We start from the raw sequence: 20,848 nt of genomic DNA, 5'->3' as shown, positions 1-20,848 counted from the left end.
TATCGAATTAAAACAGGTAGCAGATGTTATCTATTAGGAAGCAGGGAAAACCTGCAACCTTTTACCTATAACCTGCAACCTTATATACCTTATTTAGGGTGGTTTTAGCGGTGGGGCTCACCTGTTCCCATTCCGAACACAGAAGTTAAGCCCACCAGCGCCGATGGTACTGCTAACGCGGGAGAGTAGGCCGCCGCCAGTTTTTATTTTATTTTTAAAAAATCCTTTATCGCAAGATAGAGGATTTTTTTTTTGCTTTATACTCAACTCAGATGATAGGTGATAGGTGATAGCACTGTCAACCCTCAACCCTTAACTCATTATTCATTAGAACATATATTGAAATCTCAATACTGAGATCCCTACGGGATGACAAGGGAGGTGGAGTATGATAGTAGCGGATTAAATTCCTGAAGAGTTTTTATTTTATATATACAAAGAACTATTTATCCAGAATACAATCTCTAGTATTCAATACTTATAAGAATCTTTAGATATTTTCCTAGACTCCTCATTTATTATTTCTAGGACTCACTTTATTATTCAATAGAAATGGGCTTTAGCCCATTTACAAAAAACGATTCTCCAATAGGGCTTTAGCCCAAACTCAAGAATGGCAATGTACGCAAGATAATTATACGGGCTTATGTTTGGGCTAAAGCCGATGGATTGTTTTTGTATTTTTATAAGAACGGGCTAAAGCCCGTCCCTATTGAATATCCATATCCCGGATAAACTAATTTTTCCAATCAAGAGTCAATCATTGACCATTTGCTATTTATACTTATAACTCATCACTCCTCATTTATTATTTCTGGGACTCATTTCATTATTCAATAGAAATGGGCTTTAGCCCATTTACAAAAAACGATTTTCCAATAGGGCTTTAGCCCAAACTTAAGAATGGCAACGTACGCAAGATAATTATACTGGCTTATGTTTGGGCTAAAGCCGATGGATTGTTTTTGTATTTTTATGAGAACGGGCTAAAGCCCGTCCCTATTGAATACCCGTATCCTGGATAAGCTGACTTTACAATCAGGAGTCAATCATTGACTGTTTGTTATTTATCACTCTTAACTCTTAACTCATCATTCCAATTATCAATAAATAGGTTTCTATTTTTTAGATAACTCTAATTTTCTTTTCTTTTTTTAATTTCTTAATTTTCTATAGTTCTCAAACGTTTTTTGCATTTATAAATGTTCAATTTTCCCTTATGTATACCAGGAAATCATTAGCTTTTATTTAGATAACTCCCATTAAATCAATGTTATTTTCATGTATATTATTTAATTTTTAATGGTGTACTATTAAATACTGTTAAAATATTATATTTGTTCAAATCATTATGTATTATATGAATAGAACAATATTTAAGATAGGACTTCTCCCGTCTGTATTTTTTTGCTTTAATGGGTTGTATGCACAGAATACTGACTCAACTAAAGCTTCGAAAATTGATGAGATCGTTGTAACAGCTTATGGTGTTAAAAAGGAGAAGAAAGCTTTGGGATATTCTTTTCAGGATGTGAAAGGACAGACCCTTGTTGATGCTAAAGAAACAAATGTTACCAATGCTTTGGTAGGAAAGGTTTCTGGACTACAAGTCATAAAAGCCGGTTTTGGACCTGCATCTTCTTCAAGAATAAACCTCAGGGGATTTAATTCATTTAAAGGCGATAATCAACCTCTTATTGTGGTGGACGGGGTTCCTTTAAGTAATAGCCTGGGCTCCAAACCCCGGAAAAACGACGGGAACTATAATAATGATTTCTGGAATCCGGATCTGGATATGGGAAATGGACTAAGCGATATTAATGCTGATGACATAGAAAGTATTTCTGTTCTTAAAGGAGGTGCAGCTTCTGCATTGTACGGTTCAAGGGGAGGTAACGGTGTTATCTTGATAACAACAAAAACGGGTAAGAAAAAAGGAGGACTTGGAATTACCTATTCTACAAGCTTAGGTTTTGAAACTCTTTTTATGAAACCTGATATGCAGAAAAGTTTTGGTCTGGGACTTACCGGTATACCAAATCCTGCTAATAGTGATAATACATCTTCTTGGGGGCCTAGTTTTGAAACATCAGGAGCGAAAAGATATGATAATTTAAAGAATTTTTTCAAAACCGGGATCAATTCACAGCATACTTTAAGCTTTCAGGAAAATTTGGGCGAAGGGACCAGCTTATATACCTCAGCTAATTATTTAAATGATAACAGCCAGATTCCTAATTCAAAATATGAGAGGTTTAATTTTATGGCTAAAATGAATTCAACTTTTGGAGCTAATAAAAGATGGACTTCTGAGATGAAGGCGCAATATATCAGTACAAAAGCTAAAAATAGACCTTCAGGAGGACAGGGAGATGGTAATTATTATCCTACTATACTTCTTATGCCTCAGGATATTGATATAAGGAGCTATCGTGAAGGGCAAACTCAAAATGAAGTAACATCTCGCTGGATTACCCCTAATGGAATTAATCCATATTGGACGGCTTATAATGCTCTTAATGCTGACAAGAAAGACCGGTTTTTATTAAACGGTTATCTTAAATACCAGTTCAATGACTGGTTGAGTGCAGATGTTAGACTAGGTACGGATTTTTATTCTTTGAATTCTGATGCAAGAGTGTGGACAGGATCTTCACGTAAAAATTCTTATGCAACAAATGAAGAGAAGTTTTATGAAAACAATTATATAACAAGTCTTACTGCTAAGAAAGATAATTTATTCGGAAAATGGGGTGGATCAGTGTCCGTATATGGGCAAATGATGGAAAGCAGAACAAAGGCAATGTACTTTGCGACTCAAAATCTTATTCTTCCCAATGTATTTAGCGTAAGTAATACAAGTGATCTTGCTGCTATAGCTAATAATGAGGTTGATTTTTGGAAAAAGATTAACTCCGTATTTGCAGCAGCGGAAATCAATTATGATGGATACTGGTTCATTAATGCGACTGCAAGAAATGATTGGTCTTCCACTTTAAATCTTGAAAACAGATCCTATTTTTATCCTTCTATAAGTACATCTTTAGTGTTAACAGAAATGTTGAACAAAATGAATGGTACAACTTCAAAGGTATTGACATTTGCTAAATTACGTGCAGCGTATGCCGTAACAGGTAACTCTCTTAATCCTTATGAATTATATAATGATTATGTACCTTCCACAGATCCCACAGGACATATCATATTGAGTAGAAAAAAGATTCTTTATAATGCCAATCTGCAAGCTGAGAAATTGAAAACTTTTGAAGTTGGTTTAGATCTTAAATTCTTTAATAGAGTATCATTAGATGTAAGTTATTTTAATAATAACGCTACAAAACAATTGATTGATTTACCAATGAACCCTCTTTCTGGCTATGAAAAAATGAAGATAAGCTCAGGAGGTCTTCATAACAGAGGGATCGAGGTGGTTGCCAATTCAGACATCTTTAAAAATGAAAATTTTGTATGGAACATAAATGCCAATTTTTCTAAGCTGAAAAGTGTGATTGATGAGATTAATGATCAGGTATCCATATATCCTTTAGGTGGTTTTGATAATGCTGGATTCTTTGCACAAGTTGGAAAACCGTATGGCGCCATTTACGGAACGAAATTTTTAAGAGTGGAGGACACTAATAGTCCTTACTTTGGAAAGCTCATTGTAGGTGAAAATGGATTGCCTCAAGCAGCACCGGATCCGGCTTATCTGGGGGATCAAAATCCTAGAGCTTTGTTTGGGTTTACCAATAGTTTTGTATATAAAAACATTGGACTTTCTTTTCTGATTGATGGACGAATTGGAGGGAAATTTTTCTCTTCAACTCAGGTGGCACTTCAAAGAGCAGGGCTTGCCGCTGATACTGCTCCGGGTGGAAGACGTGACAATTTCGTAGTTGATGCCGTAGTAGCACAAGCTGGTGGTGGGTATACAAATAATACAAAGGAAGTGACACAACAGGATTATTGGGCTGCTGTTACAACCGGTAATCTTGGAATCACAGAGCAAAATATTTATGATGCTACCAATATCAGGTTAAGAAATATTCAGGTCTCTTATAGTTTCCCGAAAAGTATTTTTCAGAAATTAGCTTTACAAAGCGCTAAAGTCTCGTTCACGGCGAATAATGTATGGATGATATACAGCAAAGCAAAAGGAATAGATCCGGAATCTGTATTTGCCATCAATTCGAATGCTGTAGGATTTGAAAATATGGCATTTCCTACTACGCGATCTTATCTGTTCACTATTACATTAGGCTTTTAACTTTCAAAATTAACATCATGAAAAAATATATTTTATCTTTAATAACATTGGCTGCATGTTGTACTGCATGTAATGATTTTGAAGACATTAATAAAGATCCATATTCTGTTGATATCAGTAAATCTGAACCGGAATATTTTCTAAATAACTCCATTTTAGGAGCGCAGCAGGATCCCAATATTGCAGAACGTGTTTTTGTTCTTTATTGGAAAACTGCAGCGAGACAACATCTGACTACAGGAATCGCCGGAGGATCATATGACGATTCCTGGACTTCTGAATATTGGAAATATATTTCCGAATGGCAGAACAATGTGAATGCGGCCATTCAGATTGCCAATGAAAAAAAGGCTAATGGACAGAATAAACCCTATTATGACAATATCATTCAAATGTCGAGAATTTGGAGAGCTTACTTAATGAGTGAATTTTCTGATAATTTTGGACCACAGCCTATCCAAGCATTTCAGGGAGTAAATCCAACTTTTAATTCTGAAAAGGATGTTTACTATTTTATTTTGGATGAACTGAAAGATGCTGTAGCTAAAATGGATACCAATCAAGGTGTTCCAAATAATCCCAATGCCTATGATATGGTATATGGTTTTAATTGGAGTAAATGGGTAAAATATGCCAATTCTATGAGAATGAGAATTGCCATGAGAATTGCCGAAGTAGATCCTGCAAAAGCAAAAGCTGAGTTTGAAGCAGCAGCTAATTCAAACATGATTATCGTTACAAGTACAGATAATTTTACCGTAGCAGAAAAAACAGGATGGGATCCTTTGTCAGGGGTAATGTCAAGAGAATGGAATTCCCAAATCTTATCAGCGACGCTCAATAATATGTATATTGGATTAGGAGGAATTAATTCTACGGATCAGCTACCTTCAGCCCAACATACTGCTGTGAAAGCCCCTGATTATGTGGGAATAAAATATGATCAGCAGTTTACGACAATGACAAATGATCCTAGTGCCGGATATTGGCTGGATGGGCTCCCTAATAAAATTGACCCAAGAGCTTATAAAACATTCTATATTCCGGGTGATTTGACAAGTCCTGTTTATTCTCTTTATCCAACCTACACTAACCAGGCTACCACCAATTATGGTGATCTTACTTTTGCAGATAATTCTAAAATCACAATCAATACTGTGAATACCTGGAATGCTTATACCATTGGAAATTGGGGGGTAAAAGGACAGCGAAATGCATTAAGAAATGTCGTGGGATGTATGCCTGCATTAGGTAAGCAATACAGAGAAAGTAAAAACTCCAGGATATTTTTTGCAAGCTGGGAAACGTATTTCCTTATGGCAGAAGCTGCCTTAAAAGGATGGTCTGTTCCAATGAGTGACGAAGCTGCTTATAATAAAGGAATACAGGACAGTTTTACTTATAATGGAGTATCACAATTCTATGGACAGTATATTGCTTCCACAGATTACAACCGTGACGGAACTTCTGTTTCTTATACTCATATAACAGAACCCGGAGCGAGTCATAGCATGAAATATAAAGATCCTGCAACGGGTAATCTGGTTTCTGTTGATATTAAATATCCTGTGAATACTATTTACAAAAACGGATCAGTTAAAAATGATAAGCTAACGAAGATCATCACACAAAAATATTTAGCCAATACACCTTGGCTTCCGCTAGAAGCCTGGAATGATCAGAGAAGATTAGGATTGCCATTCTTTGAAAATCCGGCCGTGGAAACCCCATTGGTGAATTTACCTAATTTAAATTCAGGAAACTATATGACTAATTCTATTCAGAATTTCCCACAGAGATTAAGATATCCTAGTACATTCAGAAATACTGACCAAACCGGCTATGATAAAGCAGTGCAGTTGCTTGGAGGAGCTGATGCTGTTTTAACACCTCTCTGGTGGGCAAAGCATTAATAAAAAATTATATACAAAAAAGTCCTTTATCATTTGATGAAGGACTTTTTTATATGGATCTCATGATAAGTATAGGGTTTAATCATCAGAATGTATAGTACTCACTTTCTACAGGTGTTATTAAAAGACTGGTTTAAAAAAATTAATTTGGACCTATGGTAAAAACTACTTGTGCACTATATGCTTTAGCAGGAATGACTACAGAAACACCACTTATCTGAAACTGTACATTAATTGCTGAGAAATTGACACTGTTACCAAGTCCTAAAACTCCGGTAAAGTTTATTGTAAAAAATGATGTATCCGTTGTTGGGGGGATTTCCAGATAAGTAGTTCCTCCGTTGATCGTTGCAGTGCAAAGAATACAAAGTCCATTAATAACAGTACTTCCTCCGCTTCTTCTTGTGTAAAGATGCAGCGCACTGTTCCAGGAAACAGGATTATAATGCATACTGACCTTGGCGGCCCCACTTGAAAGAAGATTTAAGAAAGATCCCGGTAGAAATCCGGATAATGTTGTGATGTTAGTGGCACTCTCATAAGTTCCGGCATAATTATTTCCTGCTTCAGTAATAGAAGGTACGCTTACGGTCCAGCCACTTCCACTGGCATTTATGGTTTGCGCACTCAGGTAACTGCTCATTGTGAAAGCAATAAGGTATATATATTTTTGTAAGCGTATTTCTCTGAGAAAGCGACTCTTGATTTTCATTTTTCAATTTTTATTCAGTGATGGTATAAACAATGGTAACCGTCGTATTGGCCTGTGGCAGTAAAAGAGCATAATTACCCGTAACTAATGAAATGGTAAGCCTATGACCGTTGTTTGCCCCATTTCCCGTGTAAGCACCTCCAATACCACTAATAATGGTAACAGGTGTGACCGTAAGAGTAACCTGGCCTGAAGAAGTTCCCAATGTTCCTCCTCCTGCTCCGGAAGCAGCAGCAGCCTGTAGTCTTATATTGACACCATCAATCACTTTACTTACAGATGCTGTAATTTTTCTGGTAAGTCCTCCGGGAGCAATAGCAGAAGTATAATTGATCCATTTTGATGTATTGGGAGTCGGATTGCCCAGAGCATTTCCAGCCTCGGTAGGGGCTGTGAAATTCAACGTAAAATTTCCTGTAGGTTCAACATCCATTAACGTTACTACAGGTAAAGTTAGGGTAACAGTACTGGTAGCGGTCTGGGAATACACTGAACCGGAGAGAATAAAGAATGTTATTAATGCTATGGAACGGATCATCATCATTTCTTCTTTTTTATTTCATTATAACCTACTTTTAAGGACTCCTGCTGATACTTGATTTCTATCTGCTGTTTGACAACGTGAATGCTTAGCTTTTTTGTTTCAGAAGGTTTTAAAGTAAACTGGAATTTATTGGTTGAAATTTTATAACGCTTATCAAGACCGTTTCGATACACTTTCACTGTCCAGTCACCCGGGCGGAGATAAGTAAAGTCAAAATCCTCACCTATAAAACAGATTTTGCGGTAGGTCTGATCATTGCTGATCGCTTCTATAATGATACTTTCCTTTTTCTTCTTATCTTTTTTAGCTAACCATTCAGAAATACCTGTCTGGTCTTTGTCCGCTGTTTCTACAAACTGAATATGACCCTGTACACTAGCTGCTGTAGTTAATCCGAAATTAAAGATATTTTCTTTATTAATAAGCGAAAGTGCTGCTGGAAATGCCAACGTAGGGATATCATTAATTTCTGTGGTGGAACGGTCTATTTCCAGGAAATAATTACCGGGAATCACATTTTTAAATAAGTAGTTTCCCTCTTTATCCGTAATTGATAAATAGCTTCCAAGCATTAATCTTATCCCCTCTGTCTTTTTTATCCCCAGATTACTGATATTTCCGGATAAAGTAATGTATTCGGCGGTTTTTTGCACCGGAATATTAGGACGCCAGGTATAACGCATTGAAAATATAAAATCTTTATTTCCTATTTCTCCCCTTTGCAGTGAATATCTTCCCGAAAGGTCAACCTCATGGCCGGAAAATAACTGCTGATGGAACAGAAGCTCAAATAAATTTCTGTCTTTGAAATATTCTTCAGGCATATAATTGTTCTGGTAAAAAAGACTTAGGCTGGTTTTATCAGAAAACTGGCTGAAGATTCTGGCACCGTAATAAAAGATCTTTTGATTTTGTAGCTGATACCTTGAAGTGATAGCATAGCTTCCAAATAGATTAAAAGATGTTTTGAATTTTTGAAATGAGAAATTGGCAGAGTAAAAACTGGAATCCCCATTCAACCCTGTCAGATAATTATCCGTTTTACCAAACTGCCCCTCAAGATTCATCTGAAATATGCCAATCTGCTGATTGATACTTACCTTGAAGTATCGCTCATAATAGTCAAACTGTCTGGGTTCCAAACGATCCTGATAGGTTTGATATCCGTTATTAAGCACAATGAAACCAGTAGGAAGATATTTATATTGCACTCCATATTGGAAGTATTTTCTGTAAGGTGCAGCCAGTAGCAAGGTATCTCGCTGAAAATTTTTGGCATCCTGCATATAATTAACGAAAACACTTAACTTTTTGGAAATATTATAATAAATGTTGCCGTTAAAGGTATCGGTATTTGTAAAATACCCTGCAAAGTCCGGGCTTGCTTTGATATACATTATATTTCCGTTGAACCTTTCAAAAATAGCTTCAGCCTGTAGCATATAAGCTGTTCCGTCTGTTTTTTTGGTGGTACTGTAGGCAAATTCTCCGGAAAGGTTAATGTTTCTTGAAATCTTGAATTTTCCCTTAGCATAAGGAAGATGAGCGTCAGAGTCTAATTTTACATTACTGTAATTGATTTCCCCTTCTCTTGGAGTTTTATAAAGATATCCTACATACAGTTCTGATTCTTTTCGGATCCTGAAGGCTGAATAGATATTAAACTCATCTTTAATATCTCTGAAAAACCGGGGATGATTATAGAAACCACCCAGACTTACTTTATTCAAGTCATATCGGATTTCCGCTCCGCGGCCATATCTTGCAAACTCCGTTAAATAGGATGAAGCATAAGTTTTATCACCAAGGTGAACAAAAAAGTTATCCCGTTTATAGTTTACAAAATATTCTTCATATTGGGTGAATGTATTAAATTCTATAGGATTGTGTGTGACGGCACGAAACTCAATCTGGTTTTTATTTTCTTTATCCAGAGTTCCCTTACCATAAATCTCTCCCTGGAAACCGTCATTGTAAACACCCATATTCTGCATTCCGATAAAGGATAGGGAGGCAGACACAGGAAGTCTGTGGTAAATGTCGTTTTCTGTGGGCTTTACAGCGATAACCTGAGTACTTACATAGATACTTTGATTTTCCTTGGGATTCCCTTTTGGATAGACTGACAGATTCAGGTTTTGAAACTCATTTTGCCGGAGTTCCGGATTAGTTACTTTGTGGATACTAATGATCTTCGACTCATTGGGACTTAAGACCAGTAATGCATCATGATCAAGAATGGCATTTTTGCTTTCCAGAATGATATCTTCAGTTACATTTCCATTATTTTTTAAAAGGAAAGAAGAACGGATGGTTTCCCCGGCCCTTATAAATTCGGGAGAATCTAATCCGGTCACAGATAGCTTTCTGTTCCCGGAAACCACAATTTTTGAGGATTTTACAAAGGATATTCCAGTATGACGGTCTGTAATATATAATGTTACTGAATAGAAACCTTGGGAGGTTTCTGCTGCAATACGTAAAGGAACAAGATATACTGAAGTTTCATGAGGAGCAATCTGGAATTCTCCCTTTTCTAAAATTGGGGTAATAAGTGGATTTGAAACAGTAGTTGAAATGTCATAGGTTTTGTTCTCATCCGAGTTATTTTCTAATGTAAAGGGAATAGACGTAGACATTCCCGGCATTAGGCTATCTTTTTTACTGATCAATCGTTCTGACTGTTTCTGAGAAAAAATAAATACCGGGAAAAAGAGTAGGGTAATAAATAATGTCCAAGTTCTAATCATTTTTTACTTCTAAATCCACATTGAGTGCAAAAGCATTCTCTTCCTCGTCTGTGGCCATTATCATAGCACGGTATTTATCCGGTGGTATTTTACTGATATCGATGTAAAATGTTTTAGAGGTAGAAGGGAGTAACCCCATTGTTAAACTTGCATAGGTTCCCAATTTTTCTCCTGTTTTACGGTTATAGATTTCAATAGAGGCTGTTGGTTTACAGTAAAGGTTTCCTTTATTGGCTATGGCAATTTTTGCGGTTTGCTTTCCATCTTCTTTTTCTACTTTCACACTTTCAAACTTAAGGTCCGGTTTGGCCTTTTCTGTTTCATAGTCTGTGATGACCTGAATAGCATACCGTATTACAGAGGTGATATTCACTCCGGGTTTATTATCACTGGGCTTTATATCATCCACGGGTTCTACGATCACTACACTCCAGTAACTACCCGGATCTACCACCTGATCAGGAACCGTGATTTCATAAAATACCTCTGTTTTTTCTTTCCCTTTCAGCGTGATTAGATTTGTATTCAGTTTAATCCAGTCACCATTAGTCCTTTTATTGGTATGTAATGCTGTATAATGGGTAGTCCCATCGGCATTGTAGGCGAAGTCCTGCAAAAATAATTTTACACTTTGAGCCGTATTTCCAGTATTTTCGATACCTATTTTCCCTTTGTAAACTTTTCCGTTTTCTATTTTATAAGAATGCGTAAGCCCGTTGAGAATCACAATGCCGGCATGTAAAAAGCTAAACTGCAAAATCAGGGTGATCAAAAGAAGAATACGCTTTATCATTATATAAAGTTTGGATTAAATCATTAAATAATACAAAACCAGGAAGAAACTGACAGGCAATTTCTTCTTGTTTTTGAAATACAGAATTGAATTTTATTTAAATTCTAGTTGTCTGATATCGTGTAAGTAACGGTAGCTTGTGTAGTGGCTGTTGCCTGTAAATCTGCATAAGCTGCGACTCCCCCAGGCCCGCTTCCTGCAGCAAGAGCATAGGTAAGATTATGTCCGTTATTGGCACCATTACCTGTGTAGGCACTTCCAATACCAGAAATAATAGTTTGGTCAGCTGCACTTAATGTTAATAATCCTGCAGATAGTCCTAATGTTCCTGCCCCGGATCCGGTAGCTGCAGCTGCAGTTACATGAATATCTACGCCAGGAATGATGGTATTAAGGCTTACAGTTACGTTACGTGTAGGATCAGCAACAGATTTGATAGAAGAATAATTAAGCCAAAGCGTAGTGTTGGCAGTACTTGGAATAATAGGATTTCCGGCTTCAGTAGGAGCTGTGAATCCCAGTGTAAGGTTTTTAGTAGCAGCAGGTTCAATGTCAACCAGGGCAACTTCAGGAATTGAAATGGTGATCGTATGACTATCAGTATTGGTATCTTGTGCACTGATAGTAGTAGATACAGCAATTGCTAATAAAGACATTGCCATTGTTAATTTTAATTTTTTCATGATGTAAATAATTAGTTGAGTGAAATTAATAAAATTCAACATACTATGAAAAAAATATACATGTTTTTTTATATTATTACATACCACATCTTAATATTTGAATATGATTGAGAAATAATAAAGAATTTGTGAGGCGTAATATGAAAAAAATCCTGTACGTTTTGTACAGGATTTTTGTGAAATTATTGAGAATATTTTAAGCCCAATGGGGATCTGAGATCGAAACTTTTCCGGTTTCTGTTCTTCCTGCAAAATGCCAGCTATAATCTTCCAAGGTTACTTTTAGATCATACCAGCCTTTGTTTTTACTGAGATCGATCAGTATTTTTTCTTCAGGTTGATGCAGGGATATAGTTTTCTTATTTTTCTCATACAGGTCTTCTAAATGTATCGAAATATTTCTTTTTTGATTATTTCTGAAAATCAGCTCTACCTGATTCTTGGGAGTTTGATTGATGAGCATAACCTCTATTTCCGGGCTGGAATTTCCTTTAAATTTTCTGAAAAATCCGTTAGGACCGAAAACTTCATAATCATAAATAGCAGCACCTACAGGATGCGACAGTTCCTGTTTGGCATATAAAGCATAGGAGAAATGATAATCTGTACTGTTGAATTGGGTTCTGTCATACAAAAGCAAAGGGACACCATTGTCTTTTAAATTGGACATCCTGATCTTTCCTCCTTCCAGATTAACATGGAATTGGTAAGGAAGAGGATTGGATGGTTTAGTTCCTCTTTCCTGAATATGCAGAAGAGTATTATGGAGTTCTTTTTCAAAATACCATTTCAAATCAGGAACTGGTTTGTTTTTGGCTGCATTAATGGTTTTTGCAAAATCTTTTTGATTCAGATAGTCCATTTGAGGAGCTTTTACATTCGGAGAGTTAAAAGCAGAAGTAAGATCTCCACAAACAGCTCTTCTCCAGTCACTGATATTGTCCACATGAACATCTTTCTTAAATTTTTTCTTGATAAAATTTTCAAGAAACTGCAGTACAGAAGTATGATCCGACACTTCTGAATTCACAAAACCTCCCTTTGTCCATGGCGAAGCAATGATCATGGGAACTCTATATCCCAGACCTACGGTACCTTCAATTCTTTCATGGTCCTGTAATGGGAGCTTAGACATATATTCCTGAGATTTGTCCACATATTCCACTCCTTCTTTTCCATTCATATCAACCGGTTGACTCGGATTTATGGGTGGCGCAAAAGGAAGGACGTGGTCGAAATATCCGTCGTTTTCATCGTAATTGATGATGAATATGGTCTTTTTCCAGGTTTCAGGATCTTTGGTCAGAATATTTAAAACCTCAGAAATATACCATGCCCCATACCATGGAGATCCCGGATGATCGGAAAAATGTTCAGGGGCTACCAGCCATGAGACCAAGGGAAGTTTTTTCTCCTCTACATCCTTTCGGAACTGGAACAGGACATCACTTTTTGGAACGACTAATCTTTCTCCGTTTTCGTCTTTTCCAATTTCCAGATTCCAGAAATCAGGATCATTAGAATTGGTGGTAAATGCTTTTTCGTGAAGATTTTTTTCCTTTTGGGAAAGCTTTGAATAATTATCAGGATGATATTTTACCTGATCTTCCTGCAATTCAGTAATGATAGCTTCAAGTCTTATTTTCTGATCGGGATTTTTTTCAATCTCTTTTTTCAGATAGCTGATGATATTGGGAATATTTTGAAAATATCCCTTTGAGAATTTAACATTAAAATTTGAAAACCATTCAATAGGATTATCTGTGAAGTTACTTAGCCATGCTTCCTGCTCCCCGGACATTCCTTTTGGCAGGCTTATTTCATTCTGATAGATCCGCCATGAAACATTTTGTTCTTCTAAAATTTCGGGAAAACTTTTCCATTTGGCTTGCCTGGCCTTATCGTAATCAATATTGTCATTATAAACATTGGCTTTTACCTTACCATTTTGCTGTTCCCTAAGAGATCCCGACCAATGGAAGAGACGGTTGGGAGTAGTTCCGGTAAGTGAAGAACAGAAATACTGATCGAATATAGTAAATGCATCGGCTAGCTGATAATAAAACGGAAGATCTTCACGGTTGTAATATCCTAAAGTAAGCGGGATGTTTTTATAATCTTTATTTCCTGAGGCTTTGAACTGAAGCCATTGGTCATATTTTCTTTTGTTTAAGGCTTTTTGTTGATCAGACCATGAATGGGGTAGGGAGCTCATCCATGTGGATTTTGTATTTTTAAGATCCAGCCTGGCAGGAGCGGCATATTTTCCGTTGTTGTCCTTTTGAAAAAAAACAGACTGTCCGTCCTGTTTTACAAAAGCCCTTTGATCTAAAAATCCCCTTACTCCTTTAAGAGCACCAAAAGCATGATCAAAAGAACGGTTTTCCTGCATCAGGATGACAATATGTTCTGCATCATAAAAAGTAGACAGTGCTGCCGGTTCAATGGCTAAAGCTTTTAGGATAGAAGGATGAAGAACGCTTGAAGTTCCCAATCCGGCCAATAAAAGGCTCGATTTTTCTAAAAATTCTCTTCTGTTCATGTTCAATCGTAATAAGAAAGAAACCGCAAGTTAATAGGATTTTCCTGCGATTTCTTGTTGAATATAAAAATAATTAAAATCTTACTGAAGCCACCAAGGTTTGGAGTTAATATTATCATTTCCTCCATATTGTGCCGAAAGGGCAGACTTTAGATTAGAACTGTTGTAATTGTACTCAGACTGTGGATATCTGAACCTAAATGGAGCAGGAACTCCGGTCTTCAGAGGATAATTTGGATAACCTGTTCTCAGATAATCATAATACGAGGTCCATTGTGCCTGGTGGAACATGGTCATGTATTTTTGAGTGACAATTCTTTCCAGCTGATTCTGTAGAGGAGCTGCATCATCGTAAACTACCAATGGTGTTGCCAAATACTGATTCACATTGAACCCTGCAAAATACTGGTTAGGATTTTTTACATAGGTCTGGTAAAAACTGAAACTTGCTTTAATGGCATTGTCATAATGTGTTTTTGCCGATCCGGAAATCCAGCCTCTTGCCGTAGCTTCGGCCAGAATAAACTCTTGTTCAGAATAGCTTAAAACTGATGATGGTTCATTGGTAGGATCTTTATAAAAACGGTCATTTACCTTAGAAATATTTTTTGCTGTGATTAATGCTGCATTATCAGAATAAGAAGAGGTAGGATCTCCTCCGTTATATCCTGTGAAATCAGTAATTGCTTTTCCTGCTTCTTTTGCACCGGTAGTCTGAGCTGCGAATGTAAACAAACGTGGATCCTGTCTGGTCTTGAACATATTGATAAAATAATCAGCCATGTATAAACTAGATCCGTAACCACTGTTATTAAACATAGTGTACCGGCTGTCCGCAGCATCTGCAAACTTAAGTTCACCATTATCGGCAATGGAGGTCATCAAAGGCTGGCTTCCTGTAATAGAAGCAAACTCTGTGGCGATATTGTAGTTTCCAACCGTGCTTTTTTTAGACATTGTGATGAGTATTTTCAGACGGAAAGCATTGATCAGCTTTTTCCATTTGGCAGCATCTCCGTTATAGACAATATCACCTTCGATCTTATCATTGGAATTGATAAGGCTGCTGGCTTCTTTCAGTTCAGATAAAATTCCGGACATTACAGCTTCCTGGCTGTCATACTTGGGCTGGGTAATTCCAAATTCTCCTTTTATAGCTTCACTGTAAGGAATACTCCCAACCTTTAAACTTAAATTAAAGAAATAATAGGCTCTGTAGAACTTACCAATGGCCACATAATTTTTATTGTTGATTTTTTCAGCTTCCTGCATCATTTTTACCGTGTTCAAAAGCCCTTTTGTATAGACTTCGAAAGAGGTATCATTCCATTTCATATACTGGTAGGTGTTCTCGCCATCCGTTCCGATCATCATTCGGGAAGCATACATATTATCACCGTTTATCTGAAAAGCGTCTTTTGAAACATAGGTCAGAAGTACTTTGGGATCTACACTAGCCTTATCATTTGGATTCTCATTGATCGTATCAAGACTGGATTCACATGATACTAATGCCAAAGTTCCGGCAATAAGCAGCGATTTTAGAGTGAACCATTTCGCAGTGTTACCATTTTGCGATGCAGTTTTAGTGATACCATTTATATTATTTTTCATTGTATTCTGTACTTTAATTAAAATTTAAGATTAAATCCGATTCCAAACCATCTGCTTGAAGGATCCTGGATATCATTACTGATGTCGCCTTCTCTGCCTGTTTTGATCTGGAAGTCAGGATCGGAATAAAGGTTTTTAGATTTTTTCCACATCGCCAGATTATAAGCCGAAATGTTTGCGGTAAAGCTTTTGATTACTCCGTTCGGATTGAGTAACGATGAAAAATCATACTCAAGAACTACAGATCTTAGTTTGATAAAAGTTCTGTCAAAGACATTGGCAAATACATCACTTTCATCCTGGGTAACTCTTGCCTGATAAGGGTAATTTTGTGCCCAATCCTGGAAACTGATTGCTTTGGTATGAGGGGTGTAAAGTCCTGTAGTTGGATTATAATTCACTCCGTCCGGAACGAAGTAGTAAGTTCCCGGGTTGGCATATTCCTGATCTCTGTAAGCAGTAGAGTTAGGATGTTTTCCTCCCCACCACATTTTTTCCACTACCTGAGATCTCATTATCCCACCAATACTTCCGTCGATTCCAATATTTAAGGATATCTTTTTATATTTAAAGTTGTTATTAAATCCGAAAGTCCAGTCCGGGTTGAAGTGCCCTAAGTTGCTCGGTGCATTTGCTCTCGTTGGCATACCTGATTTTGCATCAAGGATAACTTTCCCGTCCGGAGATTTTTGCCAGGTATAATCATAGTAGCTGTCCATTCTTTCGCCAAGCTTGATATTGTTGTAGTTGGGCATATTATCATAAATGGAAGTCAGCTTTTGTTCATAAGTACTCCAGTTGATCAGTGATTTCCAAGTGAAATCCTTGGTTTTTACCGGAACTAATCCTAATGAAATTTCAAGTCCTTTTGTAGTATATTCATTCCCGTTGACATACTGAGAGGTAAAACCTGATGATTGGGCACTTGGAAACTTAAGGATATTATTATAATCCAGAGTTCTGAAATACGTGACATCCAAGCTAACCCTGTTTTTGAACAACCCTGCGCTTACTCCCAATTCATAAGACTTGGTTTGTTCAGGCTTTAAAGAGTTTTCAATATTCAGAATAGTAGGGTAATAGAAGGTAGGATTTCCATTAAAGGTAATTCCTTCGTTATTTGCATAATAGTTTCTGGTAGAATAAGGTTTAAAGTCATACGCTACTTTTGCCCATGATGCGGAAAGCTTTAAGAGATTAATCGCTTCAGGCATTTTGACAAGGTTGGAAATGACAGCACTAACGGAAGCTGACGGATAGAAATAAGATCTGTTAGCCTTAGGCAGCGTAGAAGACCAGTCATTACGCCCGGAAATATTGATGAAAAAGGCGTTATATAACCCAATATCAATGGTTGAATAGGCACTGTAAATCAGTTTTTCTTTAAGATAGGAGTAATATTTTATAGCCCCAATAGAGTTGTCAAGCGTATACAGTTCCGGAACTTTCAGTCCATCGGTAGATTTATTGTCTATATTATTTTTATAGTAGAATGTAGAACCTCCGGCATTGATGGTAAAATCAAAGTTTTCAGATATCTTTTTCTTATAAGTAGCCAATACATCATAGTTGAGGTTCCATGTTTTGGAATCATTAAGGATATACCCTCCACTTCTTGGAGCATCATAATTGAAATAAGAATAAGGACTTAATTTTTCCTGTTTATTGTGGTTTTCAACAATAGATATCTTGCCTTTTACAGAGAAATCTTTTGTAGCCTTATATTCCAGACCGGCCTGAGCATTGATGATATTGGTTCTGTTCTTATTCTTATAATATTCAGCTCCGAACCATGGGTTGTTGTACCATGCATAATTCCAGTTTGCCTGTGAAGTACCTTCTTTTCCAGGAACCCACATATGATTTTTCAGTGCATTTCCGTCAACATCACCACCCATCCAGATCAGAATGGTATACATATGTCCGCTTGGATTGTAGTCATAATTGGGGGTACTCGGTGTAAAGGTCTGGTTGAAATTAAATTTTGTATTGAAGATCAGCTTTTCCCCTAAGTGATTTTCCGAAGAAAAATTCACACCGTAACGCTGCAGATAAGAATTGGGAACCCGGTCATCATAATTAATGAAATTCCCCGAAAGTCTGTATATATCCTGATTGTTTTTATAGCTTATAGAGAAGTTATTATTGTTGATAACTGCCGGCTTCAGAAATGTATTTAAATTATCATGGTACTTCCAGTCGATGGGAACTCTTTCATATCTTGATTTATCATTGTACTGGGTTCCTGTCACGGCTCCATACCAAGGGACAATCTGCCCTGTTACTTTATCTCTTATAGGGCTGTTCCATTGTGCGATTTGAAGTCCGGGAGTGAATTTTGGACCCCAGATCATATCTCCGTCATTCACACCACCATCTGCTCCATCCCAGAATTCATACTTTCCATGGGATCCGTTTCCGTATTCAGTTTGGGTTTTCGGAAGATTGGTAAAGCCTCCGGTAATCATGGTGTTTTGTGAGAATTCTACAGAAAAGCCTTTCTTTTTAGTACTTTTAGTGGTAATAAGAACAGCTCCATACCTTCCTCTGGAACCATATAATGCAGAAGCGGTAGCTCCCTTCAGAACGTTGATGTTTTCAATATTGTTTGGATCCAGGTTTTGAAAAACTTCTTTTTCTACAATTACCCCGTCAATCACAAAAACCAGATTGGAGTTTCCTCTTAAAGTAAAATCCGGAGCCTGCTGCATTCCGGTAGGATTGGATACATTAAGACCGGCTACCTGACCGGAAAATAAATTTCCTATACTTGGTGTAGTAACCGTTTCAAACTGTTTGGTGCCTACTTCCTGGGTAGAATACCCAATCTTTTCCTTCTTCTTTGCAATCCCCAAAGCTGTGATAACAACACCTTCAAGTTGCTTTTCATTTACTTTTTTCAGGGTCACCGCATACTGTTTTTTTGAAGAAACTTCTATAGTGTATAAAGAAAAGTCCGGAGCATAAAATTCAAGAATATCTTTGGGATTAGCCGTGATGGTGAAATTACCAAGATCATCGGTTTTTGCCGTTTTACCGGTGTTTTTGTCAGTGATATTGACTCCGGAAACACTTGTTCCGTTTTCAGATTTTACATTTCCTGAAATATTAATTTCCTGAGCTGTAAAGTAAAGAGGAAGCAGAGAAATTGCAAAAGTAGCTAAAGTCTTCTTCATTTTTTTGAAGGCAAATATACCCTGACATTATTACCAGCATTTTAATATTATGTTAAATTAAAAATACGATTTTAATATTTTTTAACAATAATAATTAATAAAATGGTAAAATAAGAAGCAATATTTAGAAGATATTTTTCACTTTATTTTATTTATTAAGGAGTTCCGAAAATGAAGGAAAAAGGAATTTTTAGAATCTGCTCAGGATTCCCCAGTGAATTTTAATATCGTTGAACTTAAAGGGATTTCCAAATTCATTACCATTGGAAAGCTGGAAACTCATCAATCCTATCGGGATAAAGAAATTAAAACCAAGCCCGACACTGTAGAGTTTGGGCTTTACATTCAGTGATTTATTGTTGAGCTGTCCGTACTGTCCGAAGAGGTCAAAAAATGCCTGATTACCAATTAAGTACCGGTATTCTAAACCTCCATAATAGAAATAATCTGCTGCAAGGGAGTTCTCATTGAAACCCCGCATGGAATTCCAGCCTCCAAAACGGAATAATTCATTGGTGGAAAATTCCATTTTAGAATCCATCATCCGGCCTTCACCTTTTATATTAAGAAAATGATTTCCGGAAATATGGTAATTGTGCTCCCCATAAAAGTAGAACTGGTTTTGGGTCGCTTTGATGTTATCTTTTGTATAGGTTGTTGTTAAAAAATCATATCCTGCACTGATCTTTGTTTTATAAAGGAAAAGATCAATGTCAGTAGGCTCTGTCATCTCATACCAGATTCCTATCCCTCTTTTGTTATAATCCTTTCCCTGGGTATATAAAGAGTCGATAATACTTGAAGTTTCCAAAGTTCCACGCAGACCGACTTTATTCCGGTTATTGAGGTGGTAATAAAAGGCAGGAAGGAATTTAACATTGGCAAAAGTAGAATCCTGTCTGTAAATATTCACCTTTGTATTCAGTCCGATATTGGATTTGAAAAGATAAGGAATATCAACCTGGAGGTCAAAAGTCTGCCCTCTATCCGGATTTCTCTGCCAGTATAAGCTAATAGCTTCAAAACCATTGAACATATTTCTGAAGTTCACATTCATGGTTCCGTTTAAGGTAAACTTATTTGTTTTATCATTTCCAAAACCTATAACCCCGTCGAAAGTATTGGTTTTTTTCTTTTCCAGAAACAGGTAAATATTCGTAGAATCTTTGGTGAATAAAGTCTGAGGTTGGCGCTCTAATGTTACAAAAGGATGGCTCTGAAAACTTTTGTTGACAGCTATAAGGTTTTTATCATCATAGGTTTTTCCCTTGAATTCTTTTTCCAGATTTTTAATAAATCTTTTTGGAACCCTTTCATAACCTTTGACTACAAATCCGTCAATCGTTCTTTTATCATTTTTATTGATATCCAGTTCTATAACGGGAAATCCATTTTTTTTGCCTTTGTATTTTGATTTAATCCTGCTGAAGGAATAGCCGTCATCAATATATTTTTTGTTGATGCTTTTTTTAGTCGAATCTAAATTTTTGGTGAAGAAATCTTTCTGAACCTTTAGCTTCTGAACGATAGAATCGGAGAGGTCAACATATGTTTCGTTATAGTTCTTACCTTTGTCGAAAAAAATTTCAGTGCTGTCTCCTTTTATTTTTACCTCTTTCAGCTGCGTGAAGAAATAATTGTTCTGGGCCAGTGAATCCAGAAACTTTACAGCAGATGCCGAGTCTTTGACCTTTTTCTTAACCTTTGTTTCCGTGTCAATAAGCCAATAATGCTTTTTCTGCGCTTGGATAAAAACGCAGAACAGTACAAAAAATATTTTCAGAAATAACTTCAATTTTAGCTGGGCTTACATCATTAAGAATTATCTTGAGGTACAGACACAGTCACTCTGAC

Annotated in this window: 11 protein-coding genes and 1 rRNA gene; 3 read left to right on the top strand and 9 right to left on the bottom strand. The window is 36.7% G+C overall.

Going from position 1 to position 20,848, the window contains the following annotated elements; all coding sequences use genetic code 11:
- Window positions 1-94: 94 nt before the first annotated feature.
- The 3 genes from rrf to B8967_RS09220 all read left to right on the top strand — a co-directional run bounded on the left by rrf (window position 95) and on the right by B8967_RS09220 (window position 6,180).
- Window positions 95-202, top strand: a 5S ribosomal RNA gene (gene rrf / locus B8967_RS09230).
- Between the two features lie 1,158 nt (window positions 203-1,360).
- Complete coding sequence (locus B8967_RS09225; protein ID WP_084085855.1) at window positions 1,361-4,267, top strand: SusC/RagA family TonB-linked outer membrane protein; 2,907 nt, start codon at window positions 1,361-1,363, stop codon at window positions 4,265-4,267.
- Between the two features lie 17 nt (window positions 4,268-4,284).
- The gene (locus tag B8967_RS09220) at window positions 4,285-6,180 is read left to right on the top strand and encodes a SusD/RagB family nutrient-binding outer membrane lipoprotein (protein ID WP_084085854.1); all 1,896 of its coding nucleotides are present in this window, start codon (window positions 4,285-4,287) and stop codon (window positions 6,178-6,180) included.
- 142 nt (window positions 6,181-6,322) lie between these two features.
- On the opposite strand, the gene B8967_RS09215 is transcribed toward B8967_RS09220, so the two are convergent.
- The 9 genes from B8967_RS09215 to B8967_RS09175 all read right to left on the bottom strand — a co-directional run bounded on the left by B8967_RS09215 (window position 6,323) and on the right by B8967_RS09175 (window position 20,789).
- The gene (locus tag B8967_RS09215) at window positions 6,323-6,892 is read right to left on the bottom strand and encodes a hypothetical protein (RefSeq protein WP_084085853.1); all 570 of its coding nucleotides are present in this window, start codon (window positions 6,890-6,892) and stop codon (window positions 6,323-6,325) included.
- Between the two features lie 10 nt (window positions 6,893-6,902).
- Complete coding sequence (locus B8967_RS09210; RefSeq protein ID WP_143330492.1) at window positions 6,903-7,436, bottom strand: hypothetical protein; 534 nt, start codon at window positions 7,434-7,436, stop codon at window positions 6,903-6,905.
- Window positions 7,433-10,186, bottom strand: coding sequence for a COG1470 family protein (locus B8967_RS09205; protein WP_084085851.1), 2,754 nt, complete (start codon window positions 10,184-10,186; stop codon window positions 7,433-7,435). The genes B8967_RS09210 and B8967_RS09205 overlap by 4 nt, the downstream gene beginning before the upstream one ends.
- Complete coding sequence (locus B8967_RS09200; protein ID WP_084085849.1) at window positions 10,179-10,979, bottom strand: WxL protein host-binding domain-containing protein; 801 nt, start codon at window positions 10,977-10,979, stop codon at window positions 10,179-10,181. Before B8967_RS09200 ends, B8967_RS09205 begins: the two co-directional genes overlap by 8 nt.
- 104 nt (window positions 10,980-11,083) lie before the next feature.
- The gene (locus tag B8967_RS09195; RefSeq protein ID WP_084085847.1) at window positions 11,084-11,662 is read right to left on the bottom strand and encodes a hypothetical protein; all 579 of its coding nucleotides are present in this window, start codon (window positions 11,660-11,662) and stop codon (window positions 11,084-11,086) included.
- 196 nt (window positions 11,663-11,858) lie between these two features.
- On the bottom strand, window positions 11,859-14,204 hold the full coding sequence (locus B8967_RS09190) for a phosphocholine-specific phospholipase C (RefSeq protein ID WP_084085845.1): 2,346 nt from the start codon (window positions 14,202-14,204) through the stop codon (window positions 11,859-11,861).
- Window positions 14,205-14,285: 81 nt separating this feature from the next.
- The gene (locus tag B8967_RS09185; protein ID WP_084085843.1) at window positions 14,286-15,818 is read right to left on the bottom strand and encodes a SusD/RagB family nutrient-binding outer membrane lipoprotein; all 1,533 of its coding nucleotides are present in this window, start codon (window positions 15,816-15,818) and stop codon (window positions 14,286-14,288) included.
- A gap of 17 nt (window positions 15,819-15,835) precedes the next feature.
- Window positions 15,836-18,994 carry a SusC/RagA family TonB-linked outer membrane protein gene (locus B8967_RS09180; protein ID WP_084085841.1) on the bottom strand — a complete coding sequence of 1,053 codons (3,159 nt, stop codon included), beginning with the start codon at window positions 18,992-18,994 and terminating at the stop codon, window positions 15,836-15,838.
- Window positions 18,995-19,184: 190 nt separating this feature from the next.
- Window positions 19,185-20,789, bottom strand: coding sequence for an autotransporter assembly complex protein TamA (locus B8967_RS09175; protein WP_052188599.1), 1,605 nt, complete (start codon window positions 20,787-20,789; stop codon window positions 19,185-19,187).
- Between the last annotated feature and the right edge of the window lie 59 nt (window positions 20,790-20,848).

The organism is Chryseobacterium sp. YR221 (genome assembly GCF_900176315.1).
GTDB classification, from domain to species: Bacteria; Bacteroidota; Bacteroidia; order Flavobacteriales; family Weeksellaceae; genus Chryseobacterium; species Chryseobacterium rhizosphaerae.
Note: the sequence above shows the minus strand (reverse complement) of the source record. Positions and strands in the feature narration are given on the sequence as shown.